Below are 24,096 nucleotides of genomic sequence, written 5' to 3'. Positions count from 1 at the left end.
AATAATCACACTTATCATATTTAATCGTAAAATTAAATTTGTTCATAAGGTCACAATTATTAAAATTCAGAATACTTATAACTCATATATTTTTATTTTTCGAACAAATAACTCTTATTCTGAATAATTAGATAACGGTGAAGCAGCAGGCAATCTGAATTGCCCGGTGACGCGATGTGACCGGGCCTGGAAATAGCGTTTTCTCGTAGGTAGCATAAGGCGTTTACGCCGCCATCCTGCACTCACAACCCCACTCACTCGGTGATCACAAATAGTGTCGCCGCAAAGCAGTTCAATATCCGGTGCACCAGAAATACCAGGGTGAGCGTGGCCAGCAGCGCGACGGTAACGGAGGTGATGCGGTAGAGATCGCTGAACACCAGATCGCTGTCCGGATGCAGGTTCTGGCCGAACATAATGCCGATGGTGGTGATACTAGCAAAACCCACGCCCGCACCGACTTTTTCCATTACATGCAGGCGGGCGCTGAACGCCAGCCCGAGGCCAATCAGCGGCATCATCAGCAGCATATGGTTGCTGAAATCATACACCAGCAGTTGCACCAGCAGAATGTACAGACAAGCCAGCACCACGCCGACCACACGCCAGAGAGAGCTCAACACCGCGCCGCGATAATGCATCGGAAAGAGGATCAAAATGCCCGCCATCAGCGCCGACAGCGAATCGCTCAGGTCACAAACCTGAAAGACCACAAAAGTCATTGTCGCCACCGAACCGGAAAGCAGCGATTCGTGACGAACCCGGGCGTCATCTTTCTCAATGCGCGGGGGCGGCTGGCGGGGCTCTGCATCCGGGATCAGATAATGCAGCAACGCGCTCAGCGCCACCGCCATGACGCAGGCTTCCATATTGGAGAACATCAGCGTATGCCAGTTGGTGGTGGGATAGCTCATAAAGTTGAGCATCGTGCTCTGGCACACCACGCCCATTGAGCCGAACAGAAACAGCGGTCCTTTGCTCATCAACCGAAAACGCATCACGTACAGGCCAAATACCACCAGCGTCATAATCAGCGGCCATTGCGAGAGATAGCCGACAATCAGTACCATTTCGACGCAGTTCACCGCCGCGCTGAACACAAACTGTTTGGCCACATGGCGGTTGAACACCGGCACCAGCGACAGCAGCATCAGCGGATAAACCACAAAGAACACGCCGTACTGCACGTTGTAAAAGGTCGAGATACTCAGCGCGATTGTCCCGGCAACCGAGATACGCAGGGTCTGGCGAAAATCATTGGCGGTGTAGACAATATTCCCGTGCGGCGTAAAGACGTGGGCCAGGGTGTTAATAGACATAGTGCAGCCAGCTGACAAGGTGGATCTGCGCCCCAGCAAAGGTGCGGGCGAACATCCCCTCGCTGTTGTACAGCTGTACCGTGGCGCGCGCCCCGGTCGGCAACGGCGTGTCGAGCGGTTCGTTCAGCGCGACGTGAATACGCATACGCTGGGCATCGCGCACCCAGCGGGTGGACTGTTCCGGTTGCGACAGCTGGCCGTTAACCTGCTCCTGTCCTGCCAGAATACCGGCATCACTGCTGGTAACGCGGGCAGAGAAAACCTTGCCCGGCATGGCGTCGAACACCACGGCGGCATCGGTATCCACTTTAGTGTGGCGCAGGCTTTTCTCGCGAAAGTCGGCCACGATATCGGTCTGATGGCTGACCAGCGCCAGTAGCGGCGTGGCGGCGGTGGCGTAAAGCCCGGGGCTAAGCTGGAGGTTGCTCACCGTACCGTCGGTCTGTGCATAGACTTTGCTCCAGCCGAGGTTCAGTTGCGCCTCTTCCAGCGCATTACGGTATTTTTGCAGCGTCACGTTGCGGTTTTCATCGCGCTCGCCGCGTTGGATCAGCAGGTTCTGAATACTGGCGTTGAGCGCCGACACCGACTGCTCGCTGGTTTGCCAGGCGGTGCGCACCTTGTCGAGATCGGCTTGCGACACGTTCTGCATGGCGCTCAGGCGCTGATAGCGGTCAAAGGTGGTCTTGTCGTTCCGGGCGTTGAATTGCGCGGTGCGCAGGTTGGCACGGGCAGAGGCGATCTGCGCATCCAGCTGTTGGTTGCTCAGCTTTGCCTGCTTAAGGGCGATTTGCGCAGCCTCGACCTTATTGATAAACGGCGTCGGATCCAGTTCGTACAGCAAGTCGCCCTTTTTCACCTGGCTATTGTTATGTACATGCACCTGCGAGACGTAGCCGGATACGCGTGAGGAAACGGGCGTTACCACGCGCATCACCGTGGAGTCCGGCGTCAGCGGGATCCAGATATCGGCAACGATAAACCAGGCGAATATGACCAGGAAAGCGGCAATACTCACCCTTACCCAACGGGCAAATTTTTGTTCTGGGGTCATCATAGTTTTTTAGTGTTGATTGTCTTCTTCGCGGATTGTCCGCAAATTGCAGGCGAGTTGATTTAAGGTCGAGCTGAAGGCGGCAAGCTCCGCTTCAGGGATGGTACTCGTAACGCGATGTTGATAGTTCTCAATCAACCGGTTTAGTTCTTCCAGCCTTGTGCGGCCTTGCGCGGTCAGCGTGAGCAGGCGAATGCGTTTGTCATAAGGCGATGTGGTACGCAGCAGATAGCCGTGCTTTTCCAGCTGTGAGAGGGTACGCATCAGCGGCGGCAGTTCAATACCCTGCACCTGTGCCAGTTCACTGACCGAGACGTTGTCTCCCAGTTGATACAATTGCATCAGTACCGTCCAGCTTGACTGCGTCAGACCAGTGTCGGTAATGGCTGCATCAATAATGGCCCGCCACTGGCGCACCACCATTGCCATGCGCATCCCCATCGGGCGGCGGGCAAACAGTTCATCTTCAGTCATGTATCCTTCCCCTCATCGCTGATGAAGAAAATAATACTTATCATGGTAAGTATCAAGAAACACATCATTCAGAAGCATGAATTGATAAATACCATGAATACAAAAGAGGCCGGGCGATGACCCCCAGCCTCTGCCGATGAAAGAAAATCACTCCACCTGATCGCGTCGCAGCCCGACGTCCCGCAGCCGCTCGTCGCTCATCTGTTGCAATAAGCGCCGCGTTTGCGCCCGCAAATGCCAGCGTTTTATCACCTGCCAGATCTGCACAAATCCAATAAACGGCTGCTTTGCTTTATTTTCGTGAAATTCCATACCTTGCCTCCCCGTCTTGCCAGAGGCTTTATCTTCACGGATTTGGCCAGGCACAATACAGACTCACAAAGTACTTTTATTTAACATACAGATTGGTTAAAAAGGATTCTGCATCGCATTAATTACGCCAATCTGTACTGGTTTTTTAATCTGTATGGTACCCATGAGGGATACAGCATGACCCGTTACCAACATCTGGCCAATCTGCTGGCCGAACGCATTGAGCAAGGGCTGTATCGCCATGGCGAAAAACTGCCTTCGGTACGCAGCCTGAGCCAGGAGCACGGGGTCAGCATCAGCACCGTTCAGCAGGCGTATCAGACGCTGGAACAGCGTCAGTTGATCACCCCCCAGCCACGTTCCGGCTACTTTGTCGCGCCGCAAAAAGCGCAGCCTCCGGTGCCGCTGATGTCGCGACCGGTCCAGCGTCCAGTGGAGATAACCCAGTGGGATCAGGTGCTGGATATGCTGAAAGGCAACGCGGACAAATCCATCACGCCTTTCAGCAGTGGCGTGCCCGATATCAATCAACCCAGCCTGAAGCCGCTCTGGCGCGAGTTAAGCCGCGTGGCGCAGCATAATCTGAAAGCGATTTTGGGCTACGATGAAATCTCCGGGTGCCGTGAACTGCGCAGTCAGATTGCGCGCCTGATGCTGGACAGCGGTTCAGTCGTCAATGCGGATGATATTGTTATCACCAGCGGCAGCCAGAGCGGAATGTCGCTGGCGCTGCTGACGGTCTGCCAGCCTGGGGACATTGTTGCCGTTGAATCACCCACCTACTATGGCACGATGCAGCTGCTACGCGGCTTAGGCATCAAGGTGATTGAGATCCCAACCGATCCTGACACCGGGATCAGCATTGAAGCGCTGGAGCTGGCGCTGGATCAGTGGCCGATCAAAGGCGTGCTGCTGGTTCCCAACTGCAACAACCCTCTCGGATTCATTATGCCGGATACGCGTAAGCGGGCGGTGCTCGCCCTCGCCCAGCGTCACGATATTGTTATTTTTGAAGACGATGTGTATGGCGAGCTGGCCACAGAGTATCCGCGCCCGCGCACTATCCACTCCTGGGATAACGACGGTCGGGTAATACTCTGCAGTTCGTTTACCAAATCCGTCGCCCCTGGTCTACGCGTGGGTTGGGTGGTTCCCGGTCGCTATTACAACAAACTCCTGCACATGAAGTACGCCGTCATTGGCACCAACGTTCCTGCCACGCAACTGGCGGCCGCCACCTTCGTGCGCGAGGGGCATTACCATCGTCATATCCGACGCATGCGCCAGATTTATCAGCGCAATATGGAGATCTACACCTGCTGGGTACGGGAGTACTTCCCCTGCGGGATCTGCGTCACCCGACCAAAAGGCGGCTTTATGCTGTGGGTAGAATTGCCGCAGCAGGTCGATATGGTCTGCGTTGCTAAGCAGCTCTGTCGGTTGAAAATACAGGTCGCACCGGGATCGCTGTTCTCCGCATCCGGAAAGTATCGTAACTGTGTGCGCATCAACTGCGCGTTGCCGCCCAACGAGAAGCATCAGGAAGTGATGCAAAAGCTCGGGGAAGCAGTAAAGGCGGCAATGGAGTAAATCAGACCGCCCGGTGCTACCGGGCTGGCGATTGCGCGGTTCAAGTCATATTTAATGGCTTAAGCCGTGAATATCGTCGGCGGAAAGCCGGGTAATTTGTTGTACCGTATTGATATCGATACCGTCGGTCAGCATAGTGCGGGCAATACGGAGCGCTTCATCACGTCGTCCCTGAATTAGACCTTCCTGCTTACCTTTTTGCTGACCTTCGAGCCACCCTTTTTGAAATCCAGCCTCATGCAATCTGTCCGCGATCGTCATCAAATGCTCCTTATGCTGCGGTGAACGTTCGGCAACCCCACGAATAAACTCATTGAATCGAGGTGCATCGCCGGTTCGCAAAATATAATTAAACAGCGTCTTCATCTGGCTGTCATTAGTAGACCCAGTAACTAACAGAGAAACAATTTGCTCAACCAGTCCCATAGGTACGCCTCGCCCTCACCCCCGACTTTCTCTGTTTGCGAGGCGATTTCCGGGATAAAAACGTCCCTATGTAACGTCTGCATTTGTCTGGAACCCGTCACGCAGAATCGCTATCTCAATACGCATTCCCGCTTTTTGACCGCGCAGCCTGTGCTATAACAAATCATCACTTTCAGGGAGGACGCGATATGACATACACCCGGGATATTCCACAGTCGTTCTGGCGTGATGAACAGCTCCCGTGGCTGGAGCTGCGCAGCACCTGGCAAAGCCAGCAGGCCTATAAACGACATCACCACCCTCAGCTCTCAATCGGGGCAATTCTTGAGGGGGAAACATGCTGCCAGTGCAATGGCAAGGAATACCGTCTGAAAGTGGGCGCTCTGATTGTGATCCCGCCACTGGCACCCCACAGCTGCAACCCCGTTAACGGGCAGTTTCGCAGCTATCACATGCTTTATCTTGATACCCAGTGGTGTCTTGCTAGTCTTCCTGCGCAGAACAACAACCAACTGCTTTGTTCGCGCGATCCCGTTATCCGCGATCCGCAATTATTCCAGCGCTATTTGGATCTTGTGGCACTTATGCAGCAACGGCAAACGACGCGGGTAACGGATGCCGCACAAGCATTGCTGCGCTCGCTGCCATTGCAGTCGGTAGCACCGGAAAACCTAAGCGCCGCCAGCCAGTATCTGCGCGAGCGGTTGCAGACCAACCTGCAGGCTCCGCCCTCGCTGGGCGATTTGGCGCAAGAGTGCAGCATGCGTAAAGAAACGCTGATCCGTACCTTTAAGCAGGACACCGGACTCACACCGGCAAGTTATCTGAACATCTTGCGGGTTGACTATGCCCGCCAGCGGCTTCGTGCCGGGGATGAGATTGCCGATGTCGGCTATCAGAGCGGGTTTGCCGACCAGAGCCATTTCCATCGCACCTTTGTCCGCTACACCGCAGCCACGCCGCGCCAGTACGCGTTGGGACGATCAATATCAGACAATAATTAGCGCTGCGTCAGGCGTACAGTTCTCTCAGATTCATTGTCTGAGGTCACTATGTCACTGCTTACTGTACTTTTTCCGTCTGCTTTTCCCGCGCTGGCGCTGGCGCATTTTGTTGCTCTGCTAAGCCCCGGTCCGGACTTCTTTTTACTGGTCGGTTATGCCGTACGATACCGGATGCGCGGCAGCGCCGGGCTGTGTGTGGGTATCGCCGTCGGCAACGGGCTGTATATCCTGCTGGCGATTATCGGTTGGGGGATCCTGCGCCAGCTTCCCCTGCTGTTTACGGTTATTGAGCTGCTGGGCGCGCTCTATTTATTGTGGATAGGCAGCCTGCTGATACGCAGCCGCCCGCAAACTCTGACCGGAGCGGACGCCCTGTCTGCTTGTCCAGGATTTAGTAAACAGCTGCTGCTGGGACTAGGTTCGTCACTGCTTAACCCCAAAAATGCGCTGTTTTATCTGGCGCTGATGACCGCCCTGCTCGGCCCGTCGGTGACGCTGCTGCAACAAGCCGTGAGCGGGATCTGGATGACCAGCGTGGTGCTGTTCTGGGATCTGCTGATCGTAATGTTCATCGGTTTACCGCAGATCCAGCGGCGGTTAACCAGAGGGATCTTGTGGGTAGAGCGTATCGCTGGCGGTGTATTGATTATCTTCGGTTGTGCTATCGCGCTGCGGTTTTTGCAGAGCATTGTAGTCTGATTTGCGTTGCGATTTTCTACACATAAACAGGATAAACTCGTTTAATTAATATCCAATCCGCATTACACTTTGGGTGGCTATTATCCATTCAACCAATTCTTCCTGAGGTGCGATGTGCTGATTGTTACCTGTAATCGTTACGTTTTCTGACCCCGCGTTAGTGAGCGTTTCTCCTGTTTGCGCTTCACGCAGGCAGCGTTTTTGATTACATGAAATTCAGTACATTTGCAGTCTGCTTTTATTCTGTCATCGGCCTGACGTCTCAAAGACGGTATTGAATTTCGCTATTCCCGTTGAAGGTTTTCTCCCGACAAGGAGCTGTTTTATGCAACGGATTCTCGCGTTTTTCTCCCAACGCGCTACGACGCTATTTTTTCCTATTGCGTTGATTTTGTATGATTTCGCCGCCTATCTGTCGACGGACCTGATTCAGCCCGGCATCATTAATGTCGTACGCGATTTCAACGCCGACGTCAGCCTGGCTCCCGCTGCGGTGAGCCTCTATCTGGCAGGCGGCATGGCGCTGCAATGGCTGTTGGGGCCACTTTCCGACCGGATTGGCCGCCGACCCGTACTGATTGCGGGGGCGTTAATCTTTACCCTCGCCTGCGCTGCCACGCTGTTTACTACTTCAATGACGCAATTTCTGATCGCCCGATTTGTGCAGGGCACCAGCATTTGCTTTATCGCAACCGTAGGCTACGTCACGGTGCAGGAGGCGTTTGGGCAAACGAAGGCCATTAAGCTAATGGCGATAATCACTTCCATTGTGTTGGTTGCACCGGTTATCGGCCCGCTCTCCGGAGCGGCGCTGATGCACTTTGTCCACTGGAAGTTTCTGTTTGCCATTATTGCCGTCATGGGGTTTATCGCCCTGATTGGGTTAGCGTTAGCCATGCCAGAAACCGTCCAGCGCGGCACGCTGCCGTTTAGCGCGCGTGGCGTACTGCGCGATTTCCGCGACGTTTTCCGCAACCGGGTATTCCTGTTTGGCGCAGCCACGCTATCGCTAAGCTATATCCCGATGATGAGCTGGGTGGCAGTCTCACCAGTGATCCTGATTGATGCGGGCGGCATGACTACATCGCAGTTTGCCTGGGCGCAGGCGCCGGTGTTTGGCGCGGTGATCGTCGCCAATATGGTGGTGGTTCGTTTTGTGAAGGATCCAACCCAACCCAGTTTTATCTGGCGCGCCGTGCCTGTTCAACTGAGCGGGTTAGCGGTGCTGATCGCGGGTAATTTGCTGTGGCCGCACGTCTGGCTGTGGTCAGTGCTGGGAACGAGCCTGTATGCGTTTGGCATTGGAATGATCTTCCCGACGCTGTTCCGCTTTACGCTGTTTTCCAACAACTTACCGAAGGGCACGGTTTCCGCGTCGCTGAATATGGTGATCCTGACGGTGATGGCGGTTTCTGTCGAAATTGGACGCTGGCTATGGTTTAACGGCGGCAGGATTTCGTTTCATCTGCTGGCGGTTGTGGCGGGGATCGCTGTCGTGTTCACGCTGGCAGCCTTGCTCAAACGAGTGCGCCAGCATGAGGCAACGACGTTAGCCACTGAAAACTAACCTGCCCGCTTATCCGGCCTACGACAACTATGTAGGCCGGATAAGGCGCTTGCGCCATATCCGGCACTAATCACATCACCTTACGCAATGCGTGCAAATCCCGCTTCGAGATCGGCAATCAGGTCGCCAATATCCTCCAGGCCAATATGTACCCTGACCAGCGTGCCGCTGAAATCCACCTCTCCAGCCGGTCGGATGCTGTTCAGCTCTTCCGGCTGGTTCGCCAGAATGAGCGACTCAAATCCACCCCACGAATAGGCCATATGGAACAGCGAGAAATTATCGAGGAAATTCGCCATCTGTTCGTCGGTGAGTCTCTTTTTCAGCACAAATGAGAACAGGCCTGAGCTTCCGGTAAAATCACGCTGAAAATACTCGTGGCCCGGACATTCCGGTAACGCCGGATGGTTCACCCGCGCCACTTCCGGTCTGGCCGACAACCAGCGGGCAATATGGATACTGCTCTCCTGATGCTGCTTAAGGCGTACCGCCAGGGTGCGCAATCCGCGGCTGCCGTTGTAGGCGGTATCGGCATCCAGCGTTTGCCCCATCAGGTAGGAGTTCTCGCGCAGACGATCCCAACAACGGGCGTTAGACACCGCCGTGCCCAGCATGCCGTCCGAATGACCGATGGTGTACTTCGTTCCCGCCTGAATGGAAATATCCACGCCATAATCCAGCGCTTTGAACAGCACGCCCGCCGCCCAGGTGTTGTCGATCATAATGACAATCTCCGGATTCACCGCGCGGATAGCCTTCACCATCCCCGGCACGTCCTGGACTTCCATGGTGATAGAACTTGGTGACTCAAGGAATACAACCTTCGTTTCCGGACGCAGAAGATCGACGATACCTGCACCAATCAGCGGATCGTAATACGTTGTTTCCACATTGAATTTACTCAGGATCTTATTGCAAAAATCCTGAGTTGGTTCATAGGCCGCGCCGGTCATCAGGATATGATCGCCACCCTGAACAAACGCCAGAATCGCATTAGTCACCGCCGCCGCGCCGCACGGGTACAGCGCGCAGCCAACGCCGCCTTCCAGTTCGCTCATGGCCTTCTGGAAAGCAAAGTGGGTGTAAGTCCCGCGACGACCGTAAAACAGCTCGCCGTTCGCACGATTGGCGGTGGCAAATTTCTTGTCCTTCACGGTATCAAACACCAGTGAAGAGGCACGTTGGATAACCGGATTCACCGCTCCCTGGGTATAACGTTTGTCGCGACCCGCAACAACCAGGTGCGTCTCAAGCTTCATTGCGTCTTTCATAACATCTCCTGTTCTTAATCCGTGTGAATACCTATACCACCGCAGCAGTAGAGTTTATTTCAGTGTTGGTCTGCTTTTTTCCTGCGAACCGTTCAACAATCTGCGCCGCATTCAAATCATGGATAACGTTAATCAGTGTGGCCGGCGCATCGGTAATGGTGCCCAGCACCACCAGCATCGGAATCGCTTCCATTGGCAGGCCCAGCGTGGTGACGATAAAGATTTCACCGAGGAACGCCCCGCCCGGCACGCCACCAACGATAATGGCGGAGAGCACCGCAATCAGCATCGTCAGGAAGAAGGTTTCGGTCGTGAACTCCATGCCCAGCACGGAATAGATAAAGACGATTTTCAGCGCGGCAATCATCGCCACACCGCCCTTGTTCAGGTTAACCAGCAGCGGAATGGAAACATCAACGATTTCCGGGTTAATCCCCATCGCCTTACCGGCGCGCAGGGTTACAGGTAGCGTTCCCAGTGAAGAGCAGGTCCCCAGCGCGGTGGCTGAAGGTTCAATCGCGTTTCGCCAGAAGGCTTTGACCGCCGGAACGCCGCCGCCAATATACGAATAGAGAATCGAGCCAAAAACGAAGTAGACCAGCGTAGCAACCATAAACAGGCCGATAGCGCGGGCAAAGGTTAACAGTAGTGCAGAGTCCTGACTGGCCATGGTGGCCGCGAAATAGCAGCCCAGACCAACCGGTGCCACCTTCATAATGATCGAGACGATCTTCATGATCACGGTATTGGCATCTTCCAGCAGCGACGCAATGCGTTTACCCGCCTGATCCGATTGCCCAATCGCCACACCGGCGATGATCGCCATTACGATCAGCGCCAGAATATTGGACTTAGAAAACAGTCCGATAAAGTCGCTGGTGGTGATCATGCTGACAAAATCCATCTTGCCGCTGCCCGCCTGCACCGACTGCGAGAGATCGATAGTGACGCCCTGTGCCGGGTTATACCATAGCGCCAGCGCGACGATCCCAGCAGCAGGAATAAAGGCCATTGCGATCGAAACAATAAAGATAATCGCCATAATACGTCCCAACCTTTTCAGGTCGGTCATACTGGCGATGGAAGACATGACGCTGATCCCCACCAGCGGCACAATAATCATAAATAACAGGTTCAGGAATATCTGACCTATCGGCTGGAGTTTACCTGCAAACGATGGGGCATAAATACCTAATAAGCCGCCAATCACCAGAGCAACTAATAAAATAATCGACGATCTGTAGGGTTCGAGTCGTGACCACATAATCGGTACCTTTAGAATAATAATTAATGAGATTAAATTCACAATGTGATGAGTTTCCGTTTCGCCTCCTTTTATTTTGTGACGTAACTCACCTAAGTTGTTATTTTTTCATTTTGCCAGCAAGTTGTTTCCTGTGATTCAATAGTTGCATGTTTAAAAGGCGAATGTAACGGCCTATTCGTACCGTTTTTGCAAATCACTTGTGAATTTAAGGAAATTATGAGTACGCCGATTTCACTCAAGCATCTGGAGTTTTTTACTAAAATCGTCGACTGCGGAGGATTGTCAGAAGCCGCGGCGCAGCTCAACGTCTCGCCGTCTGCGGTCAGCAAAAGCCTGGCAGCGATGGAAGATACGTTAGGCACGACATTAATTAAACGCACCACCCGCAGTATTACCCTGACCGATGCCGGGCAATATCTCTTCAACCGCTCTAATAAGCTGTTGAAAGAATTCGATGAAACGCTGAATACCACCTCCGGTTATTACCACAGCCCGCAGGGTGAATTACGCATAACCTGCTCAATTGCGTTTGGTTATTCCCGGCTAGTAAACCTGGTGGATAAATATCGCTCCCAGTTCCCGGATGTGAATCTGTATATCGATCTCAACGATAACTTCGTCAATCTGAACGAAACGGATTTCGACATTGCCCTGCGAATTTCCACCGCGCCGCCGCAAAACTATGCGATGCGCAAGCTGGTGCCTGTTCGCTGGGCGTACTGTGCCTCACCCGGCTACCTCGCCAAAAAAGGCATGCCCCAGCGTCGCAGCGATCTGGTAGATCATGATTGCCTGGTTTACCCGGGCCTCACGCCGGTACTGAAGGTGGCAGATGAACAGGATCGACTGCATCAGTTAAAACTGCATATGCCGATCCAGGCCAACAGCAGTCTGGTGCTGTTGAAGTCGGTGCTAGAAGATCAGGGGGTGGCGTATTTGCCCACTTATCTGATTGGCGATCATATTCAAAAAGAAGAGATAACACCGCTGATGCTCGACGGCACCATCACCTGTGAAACTCATGCCCTGTATGCGCTGTACTTTCCCAGCAAGTACAGCAATCCGAAGGTGCGTTCGTTTATCGATTTTCTGGTCGCAGAACTTGGTCCCTTACCGGCGTGGGATAACTGGATCCCAGGATAAACGCTTCCCACCTGAAAATGGGAGACGCGCCACAATTTTTGCGCGATCCCCCCGTCTGGCTCTATCCTTAAGCCTATGAATAAAATTGCTGAACTCAAACGTGCCAAGCGCCTGGCGCTCTCATTGCTGCTGATCGCTGCCGCGACCTTCGTCATCACGCTGTTTTTGCCGCCTAACTTCTGGGTACTCGGGCTCAAAGCGATTGCTGAAGCGGCGATGGTCGGCGCGCTGGCGGACTGGTTTGCCGTGGTGGCGCTTTTTCGCCGGGTGCCGATCCCGTTTATCTCGCAACACACGGCTATTATCCCGCGCAATAAAGACCGAATCGGCGAAAATCTTGGTCAGTTTGTACAAGAGAAATTCCTCGATACCCAGTCGCTGATAGCCCTGATCCGCCGCCATGAACCGGCGCTGTTGATCGGCAACTGGTTCAGCCAGCCGGAAAACGCCCAGCGCATCGGCCAGCATCTGCTGCAGATCATGAGCGGTTTTCTCGAGCTGACCGACGACTCGCGCATTCAGCGGCTGATCAAGCGGGCAGTGCACAAGGCCATCGACAAGGTCGATCTCTCCGGAACCAGCGCGCTGATGCTGGAAAGCATGACCAAAAACAATCGCCATCAGGTGCTGCTCGACACGCTGATCGCCCAACTGATCGCCCTGCTCCAGCGCGACAGCTCGCGAGCGTTTATCGCCAGACAGGTAGTGCACTGGCTGGAAACCGAACATCCGCTGAAAGCGAAGATCCTGCCAACCGAATGGCTGGGCGAGCACAGCGCCGAGCTGGTGTCTGATGCCGTTAACTCCTTGCTGGATGACATCAGCCACGATCGCGCGCATCAGATCCGCCATGCCTTCGATCGCGCTACGTTTAAGCTCATCGATAAGCTCAAACACGATCCGGAGATGGCCGCGCGGGCCGAAAGCCTGAAAAGCTATCTGAAGGAAGATGAAGCCTTCAACCGTTATCTTGGCGAGCTGTGGGCAGACCTGCGTCAATGGGTGAAAACCGACATTAACGCAGATGATTCCCGCGTGAAGCAGCGCATCGCCAGCGCCGGGCAGTGGTTCGGCGAAACGCTGGTAGCCGACAGCGCCCTGCGTGCCTCACTGAATGGGCATCTGGAGCAGGCCGCGCATAAAGTTGCCCCGGAGTTCGCCACCTTCCTGACGCGCCATATTAGCGACACGGTGAAAAGCTGGGATGCGCGCGATATGTCGCAGCAAATTGAGTTAAACATCGGTAAAGATTTGCAGTTTATTCGCGTCAACGGCACGTTGGTTGGCGGTTCAATCGGGCTGGTGTTATATCTGTTGTCGCAAATTCCGTCCCTGCTGACGCTGGCGAATTTTTAAGGAGAAAGATTCAATGACGATGAGCATCCGCCTTTTTTCCCTGCGCGAGACGCCAGAAAAGCTGCACGAGATCACCGCTTACTTTCAGCAACAATGGGCCTCAGAAGACTCCATGGCGGTATACGAGGATGCATTGCGCCGTTGTATTGGCGCAAAGAACCCGCTACCGCAGTGGTACTGGCTACAGGATGGTGGCAGCATTGTTGGCTGCGCTGGATTGATCACCAATGATTTTATTAGTCGCGGCGAACTGTGGCCGTGGCTATGCGCGCTCTATATCGATCCTCGCTATCGTGGTCACGGTCTGGCGTTTCGCCTGATCGAACATATTGCACAGCAGGCCAGACAGCTGGGTTTTACGCAGCTCCATCTGTGTACTGACCTGGAAGGTTTATACGAGAAAGCGGGATTTTACTTTGACGGGCCAGGCTATCATCCGTGGGGGGAAGTCTCGCGGGTCTACAGCCGTAATCTGTAAACGCGCAATTGTTGCACATCAATAAAACCTGACATATTACAGGGTTATAATGCGGCGTCTTTTTACTGTCTCCCGTGTTACGGGGAAGGAAAATCATGCCGCTAATCACCGATTTACCCGCTATTTTCAATCAATTCTCCGACGCCCGTCAGAAAGGTTTTCTCACCGTAATGGATCTTAAAGAGCAAGGTATTCCGCTCGTTGGGACCTATTGCACCTTTATGCCGCAGGAGATTGCGATGGCGGCGGGCGCGGTCGTCGTTTCCCTGTGCTCGACCTCTGATGAAACCATTGAAGAGGCCGAAAAAGATCTGCCGCGGAACCTGTGTCCGCTAATCAAAAGCAGCTACGGGTTTGGCAAAACCGACAAATGCCCCTACTTCTATTTCTCTGACCTGGTGGTGGGCGAAACCACCTGCGATGGTAAAAAGAAAATGTACGAGTACATGGCCGAATTTAAAGCGGTACATGTAATGCAACTGCCCAACAGCGCCAGCGATGCGGCTTCCCGTGCGCTATGGAAAGCCGAGATCCGGCGTCTGCAGCAGGTCGTCGAAGCCCGTTTTGGCACAGCCATTACCGAAGCTGCGCTGCGTGAAGCCGTTATTCTCAAAAACCAGGAACGCCGGGCGCTGGCGAATTTCTACCGCGTTGGCCAACTTAACCCACCCGCGCTTAGCGGCAGTGACATTCTGAAAGTCGTCTACGGCGCCACCTTCCGTTTTGATAAAGAAGCGTTGATCGACGAGCTTAATAGCATGGCCGAGCGCGTACATCTGGAATGGCAGGCAGGGAAACGTCTGGCGTCACGTCCGCGCATCCTGATAACCGGCTGCCCCATTGGCGGCGCGGCAGAGAAAGTCGTTCGTGCCATTGAAGAAAACGGTGGTTGGGTCGTGGGTTATGAAAACTGCACCGGCGCAAAGGCCACCGAACAATGCGTGGCGGAAACCGGCGATGTCTACGACGCGCTGACTGATAAATACCTCGCCATCGGCTGCTCCTGTATTTCTCCTAACGATCAACGCCTGAAAATGCTCAGTCAAATGGTTGAAGAGTACCAGGCTGACGGCGTCGTCGATGTTATTTTGCAGGCTTGCCACACCTACGCCGTTGAATCACTCGCTATTAAGCGTCACGTACGCCAACAGCACAACATTCCTTATATCGCGATTGAAACCGACTATTCCAGCGCAGATATCGGCCAGCTCAGTACCCGCGTCGCCGCATTCATTGAGATGTTGTGAGAAACGCAGATGACATACTCAATTGGGATTGATTCTGGATCCACGGCGACGAAAGGCGTTTTGCTGGAAGGTAACGTCATCAGACGCCGCTTCCTTTGCCCAACGCCTTTTCGCCCCGCGGACGCGATCGCGCAGGCATGGGAAACGTTGCAGGCTGGGCTGGAGAACCGACCATTTTTAACCCTCACCGGGTACGGACGGCAGCTCGTCGATTATGCCGACAAACAGGTCACTGAAATTTCCTGCCACGGGCTTGGTGCGCGATTGCTGGCTCCCGGCACCCGCACAGTGATTGATATCGGTGGTCAGGACAGTAAAGTCATCCAGTTGGATGACGATGGCAATCTCAGCGATTTCTTAATGAATGACAAGTGCGCTGCCGGAACCGGGCGGTTTCTGGATGTTATCTCACGCACCCTCGGAGCCAGCGTAGAGCAGTTGGATACGATTACTGCTGGCGTCGAACCGCATGCTATCACCAGCATGTGTACAGTATTTGCCGAGTCAGAAGTCATTAGCCTGCGCTCTGCGGGCATCGCGCCAGAGGCGATTCTGGCTGGCGTGATCAACGCAATGGCCAGACGCAGCGCTAACTTCATCGGGCGGCTTTCAGCACAAGCACCGCTGTTATTTACAGGCGGAGTCAGCCACTGTCACGCCTTTGCCCGTATGCTCGAAGGTCATGTAGGCATTCCCGTACACACGCATCCCGACGCACAGTTTGCCGGTGCAATCGGAGCGGCGTTGATAGGCCAGCGTCAGGGGAAACGTCAGTGAAGGAAACGCTGTTCTTGTTTTATTCCACTGTCGGTGTCATCAAAATGCGCAAGGCGCTACAGGCCGCAGGGGTCCGCTTTCGGGTGGCGGATATTCCCCGCGAGCTACGCGGTGGTTGCGGACTCTGCATCTACATCGACTGTGCTACTGGCATGGAAGAAGAATGGGTGATCCCTGGGCATACCGAATCTATCTACCGCCAGGAAAACGGAAACTGGCGCTGTATAGCCGCGTTCCCCGCCTCCTGAACACGCCTGATTAGCGCGAAACGCTGATATATACTCGAATTATCCAGGGTATAAACAACCGCTTATAGTCTGTAAAGACCATCACTCCGCTAACGCCATAAATATATTTTCATCAGATTGTTCTGCAATTAAATGTCAGCATTTAATAACCTGTAAATAACAGTCAAACACCTCTCTAAAAACTTTATAATTTACTTTTATGTATATACATTTGCTGATAGTACATGCGTAAAAATGGACATATTACTTAAATTGCAACAACACTTGCGGGAAGAGCACATGTCGAGGTTAAAAAACTCATACTTGGGTTGATTATTCTGGCTGGTTTAATTAGCACGGTAGGCGATTATAAAAACTTTGGTCTATTTGGTGCAGCAGGATTGTTGATTATATTTCTGTTAACAACCGTTTTCTTGTGGCAATGGGCTTCTGGAAAGTTTCCGATGGAAGTCATGCGTATTTCCATTACGCATAATCCTCTTTTTTACCTCATTCTCTGTGCCGTTGCATGGGTAAAAGTGGATATCTGGAAATGGCTATTTAGCGATCTGCAGTCGGAACAAAACCAACCGATATGAGCCTCAAAATCATATGTAAAAAAGGCGTCTTACTAAAGACACCTTGTTCAATCATTACAAAAACTTAGAACTGGTAAGTCAGACCAGCAACAACCTGGTTATCGTCGTTTTTGCCATCAAGCAGGTTAATTTTGTAACCCACATCAGCCACCATGTTTTTGTTGAAGTAGTAATCAGTACCCAGCGCAACGTATTCGGTCTTATCCGTGTTGTTATTGGTGTCACGCGTATGCACGTATGCCACGTTCGGACGCAGGCCAAAATCAAACACATAGGCAGCCATCGCTTCAAAATGTTGTGCTTTATCAACCCCCTGAATCAGATTATGGGACTCGCCGTACAGGGTCGCAACGTAGATAGCATTCGCGTCATATTTCAGGCCAGCGCCCCAGAACTCAGCGTTATTGCCTTCCCACTTACCGTCTTTATTGCCTTTCTTTTGGTCTGCGGTAATTGAGCTATTTGTGTAGGTCGCAATGGCAGAAACACCGGAATCCGCAATATTGTCATAGCCCAGGGAGAAGCCGTAGCCGTTACCGTGCTGCTTAGCCGGATTTCCATTGGTATCATCCTGACCCTGGTATTGCGCGCCGATGTTCAGACCATCAACGGCACCAAACAGATTTTTGGTGCGGAGTGTTGCAACGCCAGAAGTGCGTGTAGTAAGGAAACGGTCAGTATCCTCAAAGGAGTCGCCGCCGAACTCTGAAAGAGTATCAGTATAAGCTCCCACATCGTAAGCGATGCCATAGTTACGACCGTAGTCAAAACTGACGTCATGACCATAATCCAGGCCAGCAAACGCCAGACGTGTATTAACGCCATCCTGAGAACCTTCTGCTTTAGCGGCATCAAACTGACTTTCAAACTGGCCGTAACCGGTAAGTTGATCGTTGATTTGCGTCTCACCGCGAAAACCCAGACGTGTGTAGGTTTCATCAGCATTAGTACCATCAGTCCAGGAATGGGCTGCTTTTACTTTGCCGTAGAGATCCAGCTTGTTGCCATCTTTATTATAAATTTCCGCTGCATGAACGGAGGTTACCCCTAATGCCATTGCAGCTATGGATTAAGGGGCAATACCAATAACACACCAAAAAAAATACCAATGAAGGTAATAATGAAGTGGCAAGACATAATTCATTTTTGGATTTTCAATCAAAACCGGACAGCGATAATTACTCGAGACTTTCACTCTCATTAACTGAGCGATGCAACATTAATGCTTCAGCAATAATATCTTGTTTACTTTTACGCGTTTCAAATGCCAGTGTTCGGACATATTCCCAAAGAGAAGTATCAACACGGGCACTTAAAAGAACCATATCTTTAGATCGGGTTCCTCTGGCTTTTCGGATATCGGGATAATCTCGAGAAGGCATTTTTAACTCCTGAACGTAATAACACGCTTATGGCGATGAAATATGCAGTCAGTGTAAAAACATGTCAACGGCAAAAAAAAATCACAATAGTAATGAAACTGTTAATAAACACAAAAAAAGTGGAACGATATTTCAAATGAAAGATAACTTGATTGTAGAATAATGTGTAATTTTTACTTTACGAATATTTGTTCTTACTCATTTGATTAAAATGGGAGAGGCTGGACGAGTAATCAACCTGCGTAAACAAAACATCATTCTGACCAATAAGTTACAGAGCGTGATTAATGTCTACTTTTATCTAAACCCTCTGTTTTTATACGCCCTTAAGTACACATTAACGGCACTAACCGTTGGGCAAATCAGTGTGATTCTCACTTCGCATTGACCTGTTTTGTCGAAAAATAAGCACGAAAAGGTAAAAATAAGGTAAATGGTGCATTTTTTTGCACGCGAAAATAAGTTATTTTTAATTGATATATATCAATTTTCGCTCCGCAATTACGCTGCAAAAAATGCCATCAGCATTGATGGAAACATTATTTTACGTCGCGTCCAGACGGGGAAAATAGTCAGCGAAAATCAGCGGGAAGTGATACGCGGGCCGGAATGGCCCACGTTGTAAAAGGGAAGGAAAATCAGGCGTTAACTTTATCCAGCGGCCAGGAATCAAACAGATAACCATCAAAATCAATGTCATCAACATTTGAAAACTCCAGCAGACGCTGTTTGACGTTTTCCAGATGCTGCCACATGGCCAGCTTGGCCGCGCGGGCATCTTTTTTAATGAGTGCCGCCAGGATCTGCTTGTGGTCGCCCATCCACTCTTTTCGGTAATGAGTATCGTCGAGGTGGCTATGGAGCTGGATCCACATCGGGTTGTTCTCACGCCACTGCCATGACTGGCGAAACAGCTCCACCAGCATGCTGTTATGCGTGGCTTCAGCGATGGCGAGATGGAACTGCATGTCGCCGCTTTCAGAACCGTTCGGCTCACTGGACGCCAGCTCCCGCTCTTCCAGTTGCAACGCCTGGCGCATTTTGACGATATCTTCGCGGGTAGCCTGCAGCGCGGCAAATTCGGCGATATTGCTTTCCAGCAGTTGTCGCGCCTGCAGCAGCTCAAACGGGCCCGCATCATTGCAATGATTTGCATCCGTACTGTCGATAGTCTGCGCGTCCGCGTTGTCGAGCACGTAGATCCCGGCCCCGCGGCGCACGTCCACCAGGCCTTTAATTTCCAGCATGATTAACGCTTCGCGAACCACCGTACGAGTGACATTGAGCATCTCGGCAATTTCACGCTCTGGCGGCAAGCGCTCACCGGGCTGGTACGGCGTCTGAACAATCAGATCGCGGATCATGGCACCCACTTCCTGGTAGGGTCTTTGCTGAGAAGTGTTCGATTTCATCGTGTTACGTCCGTCAGATGCGTGTAGTCAGATACGGGGAATAGGTATCGAACTATAGCATTTGCGGGAAGCCAAAAACAGAAAACGGGTCAACCAAACCAATATTTTGATTGACCCGTCATAGTTCGGAGGTTATGCGTCAGCGCTTAATGCCGCAACGCACTCACGTGCGCCGTGTTCACATAGCTGTTGATACGTCGCGATAATGGTCTCCACAAAGCCAGCGTTTTCCGCCAGGTCATGACCAAAAATGCCAGACAGCCCCAGCAGCGCCGTCACGCGCTCGGCGCCCTGGTACTGTTGGTTAATGTGCTGGAATTCAGCCAGCATAGGGTCGACAACATCAATGGCCTGCCCTTGCTCATCCACACAGTGGGTGTAGCGCATCCAACCCGCCACGCCCAGCGCCAGGTGACGCCAGCCGCTGGCGTTTTGCAGGTGCAGACGCACCGGATCCAGCAGGCGCTGCGGTAATTTCTGGCTGCCGTCCATCGCAATCTGCCAGGTACGGTGGCGCAGAGACGGGTTGCTGAAACGCTCGATCAGCAGCGTGGCGTAGGCGTTGAGATCGGTGCCTTCCGGCATCGAGAGCGTCGGCGCTTGCTCCTGCATCATCAGCGCAAACGCCGCTTTGCGGTACGCCGGATTGGTCATGGTATCGGCGATGGTTTCATAGCCGCCGAGATAGCCCAGATATGCGAGGAAAGAGTGGCTGCCGTTGAGCATACGCAGTTTCATCATTTCAAACGGCACCACGTCGGCTACGAACTGTGCGCCAACCTTGTCCCAGTCAGGACGACCGTTGACAAAATTGTCTTCAATTACCCACTGACGGAACGGCTCGCAGGCGATAGCACACGGATCGTAAACGCCCAACTGGTCGGCAATCTCCTGCAACGTTTCCGCCGTCGCCGCCGGAACAATGCGGTCGACCATAGTGCACGGGAAAGTCGCATTAGCTTCAATCCACTGCGCCAGCTGCGGGTCGCGCGCCTGCGCCAGCCCCAGTACCGCGACTTTCGCCACATGCCCATTTTCACGCACGTTATCGCAGGACATCACGGTAAAAGCCGCCAGCCCCTGCTCACGGCGCAGGTACAGCGCTTGTACGATGTAACCAATCGCCGATTTCGGCGCGGTCGGATTCGCCAGATCGTGTTTAATCAGCGGGTTATTGAGATCTAACTGACCGCTGGCCGCATCGGTGCAGTAGCCTTTTTCGGTGACCGTCAGCGAAACAATTGCCGTCTGCGGGCGCGCCATCGCCTGTAAAATACCGTCACAGCCGTCAAGATCCGGGTGCAGCGCTTCTTTCATTGAGCCGATCACTTTCAGCACGGTGTTGTCCGCGCCTTTTTCCGCCACGGTATACAGCAGTTGCTGCTTGCGCAGATTTTCAATCAGTACGCGGTCGTTACCCGGCATCAGGTTAACTTCACAGATCCCCCAGTCGCTGTCGGTGGTTTCCAGCAAATGATGGGTATACAGCGCCTGATGCGCGCGGTGAAAAGCGCCGCATCCCAGGTGAACAATGCGGGATTGCAGGCGCGAGCGGTCCCATGCAGGGCGCGCAACCGGCAGGTCGCTATTGGCAATTGTCGTTGTCATCGTGAACTCCAGAACCCGTTGAAAGGCCAACGGATGAGAAAAGAAAAAAGCCGGCCAGACTGGTGGCCGGCAACTCACTTTAGCGGCTGAAGAAAGCGCGCTGGATAGCCATCTCAACGCCGCGCACTTCCGCCAGCCCTTTCAGGCGACCAATCGCGGAGTAGCCTGGGTTGGTTTTCTTTTTCAGATCGTCCAGCATCTGGTGGCCATGGTCCGGACGCATGGGGATCAGATCCTCTTTGCCCTCGGCTTTACGGCGTTGTTCTTCTTCAACGATCGCTTTCACCACTTCGTACATGTCGACATCGCCATTCAGATGCGCCGCCTCATGGAAGGTTTTCGGGTTATCTTCACGCAGCGTGGAGCGCAGATGGGTGAAGTAAATGCGTGGGCCAAACTGTTTGATCATGTCGACCAGATCGTTGTCTGCCCGCACGCCGTAGGAGCCGGTGCACATGGTGAAACCGTTCGCCATGCTGTTGACCGTATCGACCATCCACTGCATATCTTCCACGGTGGAAACAATGCGCGGCAGGCCAAGGATCGGGCGCGGCGGATCGTCCGGGTGTACCGCCATGCGTACGCCAGCTTCTTCCGCCACTGGAATAATCGCCTTCAGGAAGACGGCGAAATTCTCACGCAGCGCGGCTTTATCGATATCTTTATAGCGCGCCAGATGTTGGCGGAACTGGTCGAGCGTGTAGCCTTCTTCCGCACCCGGCAGACCGGCGATGATGTTGCGGGTCAGACGCGCCTTATCTTCATCGCTCATGGTGGCGAAGCGTTCATTTGCCTGAGCAATCTCTTCGGCGGTGTAATCCGCTTCCGCGCCCGGACGCTGGAGGATATGCAGCTCAAAAGCGGCAAATTCAATCTGGTCAAAACGCAGCGCTTTGGAGCCATCCGGCAGGACGTATTCCAGGTCGGTACGGGTCCAGTCGAGAACCGGCATGAAGTTGTAGCACACTGTGCGAATGCCGCACTGAGCCAGGTTACGCAGGCTTTGCTGGTAGTTGGCGATCCACTGCAGATAGTTACCGGAACGGGTTTTAATGTCTTCGTGGATCGGTACGCTTTCGACGACCGACCAGACCAGGCCCGCCTGCTCAATAATGGCTTTGCGTTTTAGGATCTCATCAACTGTCCACACTTCCCCGTTCGGGATATGGTGCAAAGCGGTGACAACACCTGTGGCACCCGCCTGACGTACATCCGCTAAGGTGACCGGATCGTTAGGACCATACCAGCGCCATGTCTGTTCCATGTTTTATTCCTCGTTACGTTATGGACTCGACGATATGGCACATAAATTCCTCCTTTTGGTATGACATGTCAACCTGAAGCTCAAAATTGGTTAACCAAATCACAATTCATGCTGATGATACCGCCATTTTACGGCCATGCAGCCCAGTAAGAATGTAAACATGTAACGCAATGTGACATTCATCGCATCAATGGTTAACCAATATATGTAACATCTCAACCAAAATCATAATAGTTCAACCAATAAAGGTAGACGTTATATGCACGTTCTCAATATTCTGTGGGTCGTATTCGGCATCGGTCTGATGCTGGTGCTCAATCTAAGATTCAAAATAAACTCGATGGTCGCCCTGCTGCTGGCGGCGCTCTCGGTCGGTATGCTGGCGGGTATGGATTTAATGGAGCTGCTGCACACCATGAAATCCGGTTTTGGCAGCACGCTGGGTGAACTGGCGATTATCGTGGTATTCGGGGCGGTCATCGGTAAGCTGATGGTTGATTCCGGGGCGGCGCATCAGATTGCCCATACGCTGCTGGCGCGCCTCGGCCTGCGCTACGTGCAGCTGTCGGTGATCATTATTGGTCTGATCTTCGGCCTGGCGATGTTCTATGAAGTGGCATTTATTATGCTGGCGCCGCTGGTGATCGTCATTGCCGCAGAGGCGAAGATCCCGTTCCTCAAGCTGGCGATCCCTGCCGTTGCCGCCGCCACCACCGCTCACTCGCTGTTCCCACCACAGCCGGGCCCGGTGGCGCTGGTTAACGCCTACGGCGCGGACATGGGCATGGTCTACATCTACGGTATTCTGGTGACCATTCCGAGCGTGATCTGCGCCGGGCTTATCCTGCCGAAGTTCCTCGGCAACCTCGATCGCCCAACGCCGTCATTCATGAAGGCCGACGTACCGGTTGACCAGAACAATCTGCCCTCCTTCGGGGTGTCTATTCTGGTACCGCTGATCCCGGCAATCATCATGATCTCCACCACCATCGCCAACATCTGGCTGGTGAAAGGGACGCAGGCGTGGGAAGTGGTCAACTTCTTAGGCTCATCGCCGATTGCGATGTTTATCGCCATGGTTGTCGCCTTCGTGCTGTTTGGTACCGCGCGTGGTCACGACATGCAGTGGGTGATGAACGCCTTTGAAAATGCGGTGAAAAGCATCGCCATGGTGATCCTGATCATCGGCGCGGGCGGCGTACTGAAGCAGACCATTATTGATACTGGCATTGGCGATACCATCGGCATGCTGATGTCGCACGGCAATATCTCTCCGTACATCATGGCGTGGTTGATAACCGTGCTTATTCGTCTGGCAACGGGACAAGGCGTGGTCTCCGCCATGACGGCGGCAGGGATTATCAGCGCCGCCATCCTCGACCCGGCAACCGGTCAATTGGTTGGCGTTGACCCGGCGTTACTGGTGCTGGCAACGGCAGCAGGCTCCAACACCCTGACCCATATCAATGATGCCTCGTTCTGGCTGTTCAAAGGCTACTTTGACCTGTCGGTGAAGGATACGCTGAAAACCTGGGGTCTGCTGGAGCTGGTGAACTCCGTGGTTGGCCTGATTATCGTATTGATCATCAGCATGATTGCATAACGTCGATACCGCTCTGG

General features: G+C 53.1%; 22 protein-coding genes and 1 pseudogene. 11 read left to right on the top strand and 12 right to left on the bottom strand.

Going from position 1 to position 24,096, the window contains the following annotated elements; translation table 11 throughout:
- Positions 1 to 254: 254 nt before the first annotated feature.
- From AL515_RS04695 to AL515_RS04680, 4 genes are all read right to left on the bottom strand, one after another.
- On the bottom strand, positions 255 to 1,319 hold the full coding sequence (locus AL515_RS04695; protein ID WP_061067168.1) for a DUF2955 domain-containing protein: 1,065 nt from the start codon (positions 1,317 to 1,319) through the stop codon (positions 255 to 257).
- Complete coding sequence (locus tag AL515_RS04690; RefSeq protein WP_061067167.1) at positions 1,309 to 2,376, bottom strand: HlyD family secretion protein; 1,068 nt, start codon at positions 2,374 to 2,376, stop codon at positions 1,309 to 1,311. The genes AL515_RS04695 and AL515_RS04690 overlap by 11 nt, the downstream gene beginning before the upstream one ends.
- Before the next feature lie 6 nt (positions 2,377 to 2,382).
- Entirely contained in the window at positions 2,383 to 2,847 is a 465-nt protein-coding gene (locus AL515_RS04685; RefSeq protein ID WP_061067166.1) for a MarR family winged helix-turn-helix transcriptional regulator, read from the bottom strand.
- A gap of 147 nt (positions 2,848 to 2,994) precedes the next feature.
- The gene (locus AL515_RS04680) at positions 2,995 to 3,159 is read right to left on the bottom strand and encodes a DUF1127 domain-containing protein (protein WP_071887315.1); all 165 of its coding nucleotides are present in this window, start codon (positions 3,157 to 3,159) and stop codon (positions 2,995 to 2,997) included.
- A 177-nt stretch (positions 3,160 to 3,336) separates the two neighbouring features.
- Here AL515_RS04680 and AL515_RS04675 point away from each other — a divergent pair, with 177 nt between their 5' ends.
- Positions 3,337 to 4,749 (top strand): aminotransferase-like domain-containing protein, encoded by a 1,413-nt coding sequence (locus AL515_RS04675; protein WP_061067165.1) that lies wholly within the window; start codon positions 3,337 to 3,339, stop codon positions 4,747 to 4,749.
- Positions 4,750 to 4,800: 51 nt separating this feature from the next.
- Here AL515_RS04675 and AL515_RS04670 read toward each other — a convergent pair.
- A pseudogene (locus tag AL515_RS04670) lies at positions 4,801 to 5,175 on the bottom strand (ISNCY family transposase); the annotation flags it as partial.
- A 188-nt stretch (positions 5,176 to 5,363) separates the two neighbouring features.
- On the opposite strand from AL515_RS04670, the gene AL515_RS04660 reads away from it, so the two are divergent.
- The 3 genes from AL515_RS04660 to mdtM all read left to right on the top strand — a co-directional run bounded on the left by AL515_RS04660 (position 5,364) and on the right by mdtM (position 8,445).
- On the top strand, positions 5,364 to 6,179 hold the full coding sequence (locus AL515_RS04660; RefSeq protein WP_061067164.1) for a helix-turn-helix domain-containing protein: 816 nt from the start codon (positions 5,364 to 5,366) through the stop codon (positions 6,177 to 6,179).
- Between the two features lie 48 nt (positions 6,180 to 6,227).
- Complete coding sequence (locus tag AL515_RS04655) at positions 6,228 to 6,878, top strand: LysE family translocator (protein ID WP_061067163.1); 651 nt, start codon at positions 6,228 to 6,230, stop codon at positions 6,876 to 6,878.
- Positions 6,879 to 7,203: 325 nt separating this feature from the next.
- Positions 7,204 to 8,445 (top strand): multidrug efflux MFS transporter MdtM, encoded by a 1,242-nt coding sequence (gene mdtM, locus AL515_RS04650; RefSeq protein WP_105242143.1) that lies wholly within the window; start codon positions 7,204 to 7,206, stop codon positions 8,443 to 8,445.
- Positions 8,446 to 8,525: 80 nt separating this feature from the next.
- Here the strand turns inward: mdtM and metC are convergent, their stop codons facing one another.
- Both metC and AL515_RS04640 read right to left on the bottom strand, forming a co-directional pair.
- Positions 8,526 to 9,716, bottom strand: coding sequence for a cystathionine beta-lyase (gene metC / locus AL515_RS04645; protein WP_048212806.1), 1,191 nt, complete (start codon positions 9,714 to 9,716; stop codon positions 8,526 to 8,528).
- A gap of 31 nt (positions 9,717 to 9,747) precedes the next feature.
- On the bottom strand, positions 9,748 to 10,980 hold the full coding sequence (locus AL515_RS04640; RefSeq protein ID WP_061067162.1) for a dicarboxylate/amino acid:cation symporter: 1,233 nt from the start codon (positions 10,978 to 10,980) through the stop codon (positions 9,748 to 9,750).
- A 219-nt stretch (positions 10,981 to 11,199) separates the two neighbouring features.
- Between AL515_RS04640 and AL515_RS04635 the strand changes: the two genes are divergently transcribed.
- From AL515_RS04635 to AL515_RS04610, 6 genes are all read left to right on the top strand, one after another.
- Positions 11,200 to 12,126: a LysR family transcriptional regulator gene (locus AL515_RS04635; RefSeq protein WP_061067161.1), complete on the top strand. Its 927-nt coding sequence runs from the start codon at positions 11,200 to 11,202 to the stop codon at positions 12,124 to 12,126.
- A 75-nt stretch (positions 12,127 to 12,201) separates the two neighbouring features.
- A complete protein-coding gene (locus AL515_RS04630; protein WP_061067160.1) occupies positions 12,202 to 13,482 on the top strand; it encodes a DUF445 domain-containing protein in 1,281 nt (426 codons plus the stop codon).
- 13 nt (positions 13,483 to 13,495) lie between these two features.
- Positions 13,496 to 13,960 (top strand): GNAT family N-acetyltransferase, encoded by a 465-nt coding sequence (locus AL515_RS04625; protein ID WP_061067159.1) that lies wholly within the window; start codon positions 13,496 to 13,498, stop codon positions 13,958 to 13,960.
- A 95-nt stretch (positions 13,961 to 14,055) separates the two neighbouring features.
- Positions 14,056 to 15,207 (top strand): double-cubane-cluster-containing anaerobic reductase, encoded by a 1,152-nt coding sequence (locus AL515_RS04620; protein ID WP_061067158.1) that lies wholly within the window; start codon positions 14,056 to 14,058, stop codon positions 15,205 to 15,207.
- Positions 15,208 to 15,216: 9 nt separating this feature from the next.
- On the top strand, positions 15,217 to 15,984 hold the full coding sequence (yjiL, locus tag AL515_RS04615; protein ID WP_061067157.1) for a putative 2-hydroxyacyl-CoA dehydratase activator YjiL: 768 nt from the start codon (positions 15,217 to 15,219) through the stop codon (positions 15,982 to 15,984).
- Positions 15,981 to 16,232, top strand: coding sequence for a DUF3343 domain-containing protein (locus tag AL515_RS04610; RefSeq protein ID WP_061067156.1), 252 nt, complete (start codon positions 15,981 to 15,983; stop codon positions 16,230 to 16,232). Before yjiL ends, AL515_RS04610 begins: the two co-directional genes overlap by 4 nt.
- Positions 16,233 to 16,874: 642 nt before the next feature.
- Here AL515_RS04610 and AL515_RS04600 read toward each other — a convergent pair.
- The 5 genes from AL515_RS04600 to uxuA form a co-directional block, all read right to left on the bottom strand.
- A complete protein-coding gene (locus AL515_RS04600; protein WP_061067154.1) occupies positions 16,875 to 17,867 on the bottom strand; it encodes a porin in 993 nt (330 codons plus the stop codon).
- Between the two features lie 121 nt (positions 17,868 to 17,988).
- Positions 17,989 to 18,192, bottom strand: coding sequence for a hypothetical protein (locus tag AL515_RS04595; RefSeq protein ID WP_071887314.1), 204 nt, complete (start codon positions 18,190 to 18,192; stop codon positions 17,989 to 17,991).
- 638 nt (positions 18,193 to 18,830) lie between these two features.
- Complete coding sequence (gene uxuR, locus AL515_RS04585) at positions 18,831 to 19,604, bottom strand: Uxu operon transcriptional regulator (protein ID WP_003033268.1); 774 nt, start codon at positions 19,602 to 19,604, stop codon at positions 18,831 to 18,833.
- A gap of 132 nt (positions 19,605 to 19,736) precedes the next feature.
- On the bottom strand, positions 19,737 to 21,212 hold the full coding sequence (locus AL515_RS04580; RefSeq protein ID WP_061067152.1) for a fructuronate reductase: 1,476 nt from the start codon (positions 21,210 to 21,212) through the stop codon (positions 19,737 to 19,739).
- Positions 21,213 to 21,291: 79 nt separating this feature from the next.
- Positions 21,292 to 22,476 carry a mannonate dehydratase gene (uxuA, locus tag AL515_RS04575; RefSeq protein WP_003837169.1) on the bottom strand — a complete coding sequence of 395 codons (1,185 nt, stop codon included), beginning with the start codon at positions 22,474 to 22,476 and terminating at the stop codon, positions 21,292 to 21,294.
- A gap of 259 nt (positions 22,477 to 22,735) precedes the next feature.
- Between uxuA and gntP the strand changes: the two genes are divergently transcribed.
- On the top strand, positions 22,736 to 24,079 hold the full coding sequence (gene gntP, locus AL515_RS04570) for a gluconate permease GntP (protein WP_003033260.1): 1,344 nt from the start codon (positions 22,736 to 22,738) through the stop codon (positions 24,077 to 24,079).
- Positions 24,080 to 24,096 lie beyond the last annotated feature (17 nt).

The organism is Citrobacter sp. FDAARGOS_156, assembly GCF_001559235.2.
GTDB classification, from domain to species: Bacteria; Pseudomonadota; Gammaproteobacteria; order Enterobacterales; family Enterobacteriaceae; genus Citrobacter; species Citrobacter youngae.
The sequence above is the reverse complement of the archived record's forward strand: the minus strand, read 5'-3'. Positions and strand labels throughout refer to the sequence as shown.

Coding starts and splice junctions, on each gene's coding strand:
- AL515_RS04625 (WP_061067159.1), top strand. CDS start 13,496: ATGACGATGAGCATCCGCCTTTTTTCCCTGCGCGAGACGCCAGAAAAG.
- AL515_RS04635 (WP_061067161.1), top strand. CDS start 11,200: ATGAGTACGCCGATTTCACTCAAGCATCTGGAGTTTTTTACTAAAATC.
- AL515_RS04630 (WP_061067160.1), top strand. CDS start 12,202: ATGAATAAAATTGCTGAACTCAAACGTGCCAAGCGCCTGGCGCTCTCA.
- yjiL (WP_061067157.1), top strand. CDS start 15,217: ATGACATACTCAATTGGGATTGATTCTGGATCCACGGCGACGAAAGGC.
- AL515_RS04580 (WP_061067152.1), bottom strand. CDS start 21,212: ATGACAACGACAATTGCCAATAGCGACCTGCCGGTTGCGCGCCCTGCA.
- AL515_RS04640 (WP_061067162.1), bottom strand. CDS start 10,980: ATGTGGTCACGACTCGAACCCTACAGATCGTCGATTATTTTATTAGTT.
- AL515_RS04620 (WP_061067158.1), top strand. CDS start 14,056: ATGCCGCTAATCACCGATTTACCCGCTATTTTCAATCAATTCTCCGAC.
- AL515_RS04655 (WP_061067163.1), top strand. CDS start 6,228: ATGTCACTGCTTACTGTACTTTTTCCGTCTGCTTTTCCCGCGCTGGCG.
- AL515_RS04675 (WP_061067165.1), top strand. CDS start 3,337: ATGACCCGTTACCAACATCTGGCCAATCTGCTGGCCGAACGCATTGAG.
- AL515_RS04600 (WP_061067154.1), bottom strand. CDS start 17,867: ATGGCATTAGGGGTAACCTCCGTTCATGCAGCGGAAATTTATAATAAA.
- AL515_RS04695 (WP_061067168.1), bottom strand. CDS start 1,319: ATGTCTATTAACACCCTGGCCCACGTCTTTACGCCGCACGGGAATATT.
- uxuR (WP_003033268.1), bottom strand. CDS start 19,604: ATGAAATCGAACACTTCTCAGCAAAGACCCTACCAGGAAGTGGGTGCC.
- mdtM (WP_105242143.1), top strand. CDS start 7,204: ATGCAACGGATTCTCGCGTTTTTCTCCCAACGCGCTACGACGCTATTT.
- AL515_RS04660 (WP_061067164.1), top strand. CDS start 5,364: ATGACATACACCCGGGATATTCCACAGTCGTTCTGGCGTGATGAACAG.
- AL515_RS04595 (WP_071887314.1), bottom strand. CDS start 18,192: ATGCCTTCTCGAGATTATCCCGATATCCGAAAAGCCAGAGGAACCCGA.
- AL515_RS04690 (WP_061067167.1), bottom strand. CDS start 2,376: ATGATGACCCCAGAACAAAAATTTGCCCGTTGGGTAAGGGTGAGTATT.
- AL515_RS04680 (WP_071887315.1), bottom strand. CDS start 3,159: ATGGAATTTCACGAAAATAAAGCAAAGCAGCCGTTTATTGGATTTGTG.
- AL515_RS04685 (WP_061067166.1), bottom strand. CDS start 2,847: ATGACTGAAGATGAACTGTTTGCCCGCCGCCCGATGGGGATGCGCATG.
- metC (WP_048212806.1), bottom strand. CDS start 9,716: ATGAAAGACGCAATGAAGCTTGAGACGCACCTGGTTGTTGCGGGTCGC.
- uxuA (WP_003837169.1), bottom strand. CDS start 22,476: ATGGAACAGACATGGCGCTGGTATGGTCCTAACGATCCGGTCACCTTA.
- gntP (WP_003033260.1), top strand. CDS start 22,736: ATGCACGTTCTCAATATTCTGTGGGTCGTATTCGGCATCGGTCTGATG.